Source organism: Herbidospora sp. RD11066 (genome assembly GCF_054661255.1).
In genome coordinates, this window is sequence record NZ_BAAGDO010000230.1 from 1 (window position 1) to 257 (window position 257).

General features: G+C 49.8%; 1 protein-coding gene. It reads right to left on the reverse strand.

Translation table 11 applies throughout. From position 1 onward, the window contains the following. A partial coding sequence (locus tag ACYQ78_RS39805; RefSeq protein ID WP_459806179.1) for a hypothetical protein occupies positions 1 to 231 on the reverse strand: 231 nt, incomplete at its 3' end. Between the last annotated feature and the right edge of the window lie 26 nt (positions 232 to 257).

Consider the following 257-nt stretch of genomic DNA (forward strand, 5'->3'; position numbering starts at 1 on the left):
TGTAGCACTGCTATGCACCAAATGCTTTCGGGCTTCCTCCAAATTTGGCGTTGGATCAGATGCTTCGACATTGTAGGTCTTGTACGTATTGGTGGTCTTGTTCGTTTTTACCGTGTGTGGTGTCGCAGGATCGATTCCCTCTTCTGGATCGTCATCAGGCTCAGCGTGAATTTTTATCGCAGCCTTCTCACGTGAGCACCATCGGAAGGGCACAGTGATCCCAATGGTCATCACCAAGGCATATACCACGCTGTAGG